Origin of the sequence: Pantoea sp. CTOTU49201, assembly GCF_032054795.1 — a bacterium.
GTDB classification, from domain to species: Bacteria; Pseudomonadota; Gammaproteobacteria; order Enterobacterales; family Enterobacteriaceae; genus Pantoea; species Pantoea symbiotica.
Window position 1 is genome coordinate 6,108 of record NZ_DAMBSA010000129.1, and the last position, 4,733, is coordinate 10,840.

4 protein-coding genes are annotated in these 4,733 nt (G+C 53.1%); 2 read left to right on the forward strand and 2 right to left on the reverse strand.

The genetic code is table 11. The annotated features are described in order from the left end of the window. Positions 1 to 819 (reverse strand): FGGY family carbohydrate kinase (locus tag RTY00_RS11205; protein ID WP_312664480.1); only part of this gene is annotated, 819 nt, incomplete at its 3' end. A gap of 1 nt (position 820) precedes the next feature. After that, complete coding sequence (locus tag RTY00_RS11210) at positions 821 to 2,092, reverse strand: MFS transporter (protein WP_312664481.1); 1,272 nt, start codon at positions 2,090 to 2,092, stop codon at positions 821 to 823. Between the two features lie 393 nt (positions 2,093 to 2,485). Between RTY00_RS11210 and RTY00_RS11215 the strand changes: the two genes are divergently transcribed. Both RTY00_RS11215 and RTY00_RS11220 read left to right on the forward strand, forming a co-directional pair. Then, a complete protein-coding gene (locus RTY00_RS11215; protein ID WP_312664482.1) occupies positions 2,486 to 3,271 on the forward strand; it encodes an SDR family oxidoreductase in 786 nt (261 codons plus the stop codon). Between the two features lie 17 nt (positions 3,272 to 3,288). Continuing rightward, a partial coding sequence (locus RTY00_RS11220) for an FAD-binding oxidoreductase (RefSeq protein WP_312664483.1) occupies positions 3,289 to 4,733 on the forward strand: 1,445 nt, incomplete at its 3' end.

Below are 4,733 nucleotides of genomic sequence, written 5' to 3' on the forward strand. Positions count from 1 at the left end.
CATGCCGCGCCGCACGCCCATGCATTCGTAGAGAAAACGCTGCGGCAGCGCGGCCTGAAACGGCCAGAAGTGATCGCTACTGCGTGGGGTTTCATCACCGTGCACCATCGCACCGATATACGTGCCGAGTGAGATCAGCGCTTCATCATCGGCTAACGCACCCGCGCCCAAAGCTTCCACCGCTTTATCGTGCGCGGTAGCCACAATCGGCAAGCCTTGCGGCAGGCCGCTGGCTTTGGCAGCGGCAGATGTTACCTCACCGAGCACTTCGCCCGGCCGCACCACATCAAACAGCTGTTCGCGGCGCAGATTACAGGCTGCCATCTGCGCGTTATCCCAATCCTGATGCACATCATCCATCGGCCAGCAGCCAATATAGTTGGCGCTGGTATCACGCGTTTCGCTGGTAAGACGATGGGTGATATAGCCGGATGTAGTGGTGATCCAGCGCACGTCACCATAAGCCGTTTCGTGCTGATAAGGCTGATTAAGACGCACATCCATCCAGTTGATCACCGGCCAGGCCAGTTCACCGTCAGCGCGCATCAGCACACGGCAGCAGCGGATCACGCACAATCCGGCGGCCAGCAGCTGATGCGGTTGCCCGCCCAACTGGTGAAAACGCAGCATTGCCGCGCGGCAGGCTTGTTGCACCGATGTCCAGAGATCGTCGTCAGGATGTTCAGCACGGTTTGGCTGCGGAATAGCCAGCGCGCGCAGCGGTTGCTGGGCACTGCACAGCACCTTGCCATCCGTTTGGAAGATCACCACTTTGGCACTTTGCGTGCCCACATCGATGCCCATCAAATAGCCAGACATATCAGACTCCTTTTGCCAGCGCTGTCGCAGCCGCGACACGCTTGATTTGTCCCATTAATAACGCGGTAAACACCAGCACCAAAACGCTGGCAGTGGCGCCCATCATCCACATATTGCGATAGGCGAGGGCGGGCGGCAGCGTATCCTGCCAGTGGCCAATGATCGGGTAGACGAAGACATCCGGCAGAAAACCAATCACCGAACAGATGCCGATGGTGGTGCCCAGAATTTGTTTTGGCGTATTCACTTCGCCGATGCAGGCAAAGTAGAGCCCGCGCGAGGCGTAGCAGGTAAAGGCCATCAACAGAATCAGGCCAATCGCCAGCACTAAACTCACCGGCTGCCGTGTGACCAGCCACAGCAGAATCAGCGTGGTGAAACTCACCAATGCAAATACCTGAATCACGCGCGTTGGCGAGCGCCAGCGGCTGTAACTGGTGAGCATACCGCCCATTGGCCCACAAATGGCGCGAAACACTTTGTTGATGATGATGCCCATATAGCTGGCGGCGACCAGCGACATGCCGTAAATCTCGGAGAGATAGTTGGTGGAGTAGCTGAGAATGGCGTAAAGCGTATAGACGCCGAAGATGATCATGCTGCAATACCAGGTGGTGGGCATTTTCAGCACGCGCAGCGCATGCTGCAGGCTAAAGGCAGATTGTGCCTCGTCGGCGCTCTGGGCAAAGCCATCGCTGACCAGAAACCAGCAGGCGATCCCCAGCGCAATATAGGTGCCGCTGTAAATCAGGATTACTGCTTTAAGACTGTTGGGATCGTCCGGATGAAAGCGTGAAAACACCCACACGGTAAACAGCGCCAGGCCCATCACGCCGACACCGCGCAGGCCTTCCATCCAGCCCATGATTTTGCCTTGCTCCTCACGTGTGCCGAGCAGCGATGCGGCTTTGATCGATACGGCCCACAGCAGCAAAATGGTGGTGATGGCGAAGGCAACCTGAATCAGCAACATCGCCCACAGCGGCGGATAAGTCGCCATAATCATGCCTAATAAACCGGTGGCGATCATCGCGCCGGACATCACTTTGCGGTGCGAGAATTTGTCGGAAATGATGCCGCCCGGCGCGTAAAGCAGAATCGCTGTAATACCGAAGGTGCTCATAATGACGCCAATCTCGGTATTAGAAAAGCCCATAAATTTCGCCATGGGAATTTGATAGATATAGCGTAAATAGGCGAGATCGAAACTAATGCCCCCGCTGATGCTTATTACCGCCAGGGTTAGCCAGCGCGTGGTATTTTTAGCGTGCATCTCAAATCCCCAAAATTAGAAACAAAAAAAAGAGAAAAGCGTCCTCTCCGCAATTGCGGAAAGTTACTTTTCTCTTCGTCTCAGACAGTAACAGACGCCATTTTTAACACGCAGCCAGGAGTTTGCGTTGTGAAGAAAATCACAAAAGCCAGTTTCATTGCGCTCTCGGTTTTATCCTATTTAATTTGTGCGCAGTAAATTATATGGCGTGATTAGCGCATACTTTTGTTGCAATAACTTTTGTGATTACGATCGCTTTTTATTTTTAATTCACCATGCTAGCGTAATTGGCAGTTACTCGAGATTAGGAGAAAAGTAACTTCTTCGCTTCACCGCGAAGGAGCTTGCTTTTCTCCTTTTTTATTGCCCGTTATTTAGCCAGGAGGTGAAATCATGACGACGGAAGCGCTGGAGAGTTTTTCTCTCGACTTCTTTGGGTTGCATGGCAAAAGCGCCATTGTCACCGGCGGCAACAGCGGTCTCGGCCAGGCCTTTGCCGTGGCGTTAGCCAAAGCGGGTGCCAATGTGTTTATTCCGGATCTGGCACCTGCCAATGCGGAAACGCGCCAACTGATTGAAAGCTGTGGCGTTCGGGCGGAGTTCATGCAAGCCGATATCACGCAGGCGGGCGAACCGGCACGCATTATTGCCGAATGTCTGGAACGCTTTGGTCGGCTGGATATTCTGGTGAATAACGCCGGGATCTGTAAGTTAAATTCGGTGCTGGAATTTGATCGTCAGGATTGGGATCCGATGATTCAGGTGAATCTCACCGCAGCATTTGAAATGAGTCATCAGGCGGCAAAAATAATGGTGCCGCAAAAGTCGGGCAAGATAATTAATATTTGCTCGCTCTTCTCCTGGCTAGGAGGACAAGGATCGCCCGCCTATGCCGCCACCAAACATGCGATTGCCGGTTTAACCAAAGCCTATTGTGACGAGCTAGGTCAACACAATATCCAGGTCAACGGCATTGCGCCGGGTTATTACGCGACGCCGATTACGTTAAATACCCGCAGTAATCCTGAAACCAATCAACGCGTGCTGGATCATATTCCCGCTAATCGCTGGGGAAATACGCAGGATTTAATGGGCGCGATGGTCTATTTAGCCAGCCGCGCATCAGATTATGTTAACGGTCATTTGTTAGTCGTCGATGGCGGCTACCGCGTTCGCTAAAAATTGAGGAATGAATTATGACGCTTTCACGCCAAGCTATTGTTGAACAATTAAAAGAGATCGCCGGTCCGCAGCAGGTGATTACCGATGAAGCAGAATTAAAGCGCAGCAGCCACGATCGATTCCGTAAATATGCCGATATTCACGGCGTCTATACCATGCCGTTTCCGGCAGCGGTGGTGAAGTTACAAAACACCCAGCAGGTTTCTGAAGTGCTGGCCTTTATGAATCGCCACCAGATTAACGGCGTGCCGCGTACCGGTGCATCTGCCACCGAAGGCGGGCTGGAAACCGCAGCGCCAAATTCTGTGGTGCTGGATGGTTCCGGCATGAATAAGGTCATTAAGATCGATATCGAAAATATGCAGGTCACCGCACAGTGTGGCGTAACGCTGGAAGTGCTGGAAAATCAGCTGCGCGCGCAGGGTTACACCACTGGCCATTCACCGCAGTCGAAGCCGTTGGCGCAGATGGGCGGTTTGGTCGCCACGCGCAGTATCGGCCAGTTCTCCACGCTGTATGGCGCCATCGAAGATATGGTGGTGGGACTGGAAGCGGTGTTCCCGAACGGTGACATCACCCGCATCAAAAACGTTCCGCGTCGTGCGGCCGGTCCGGATATTCGCCATGTGATTATCGGTAACGAAGGTGCGCTCTGTTACATCACCGAAGTCACGGTGAAAATGTTTAAATATCAGCCAGAAAATAACCGTTTTTATGGCTATTTGCTTGATTCGATGAAAACCGGCTTCGCCATTCTGCGTGAAGTGATGGTTGATGGTTATCGTCCGTCGATTGCGCGTCTCTACGATCCTGAGGATGCTAATCAACACTTCAGTCACTTTTCGAAAGATAAATGCGTACTGATTTTCATGGCGGAAGGGACGCGCGGGATCAGCGAAGCCACTGGGAAAGGCATTGAGGCGATTGTGGCGCAGCACCGCGAGTGTCAGCCGGTTGACAGCAAGCTGATCCAAAACTGGTTCGAAAACCTTAATTGGGGACCGGAGAAAGTGCAGGCCGAGCGCGACTTTATTATGCGCACCGGCAACATGGGCTTCACCACCGAAGTGTCGGGCGACTGGTCAACCATTAATGCCATCTACGAAAACGTGCTGAAGCGCATTCGCAACGAATTCCCGCATGCGCAGGACATTACTATGCTAGGCGGGCACTCGTCGCACAGTTACATCAACGGCACCAATATGTATTTCGTCTATGACTACAACGTGGTGGATTGCCGCCCGGAAGAGGAGATGGTGAAATACCATGTACCGCTTAATGGCATGATTGTGGAAGAGACGCTAAAGCTAGGCGGTTCGATGGTGCATCACCACGGCATTGGCAAGCATCGCGTGCAGTGGGCGAAACAGGAGCACGGCAGCGCCTGGCCGATTTTGCAGGCGCTGAAGACCGCGTTTGATCCGAATGGGATTATGAATAAAGGCACCATTTTCCCGCA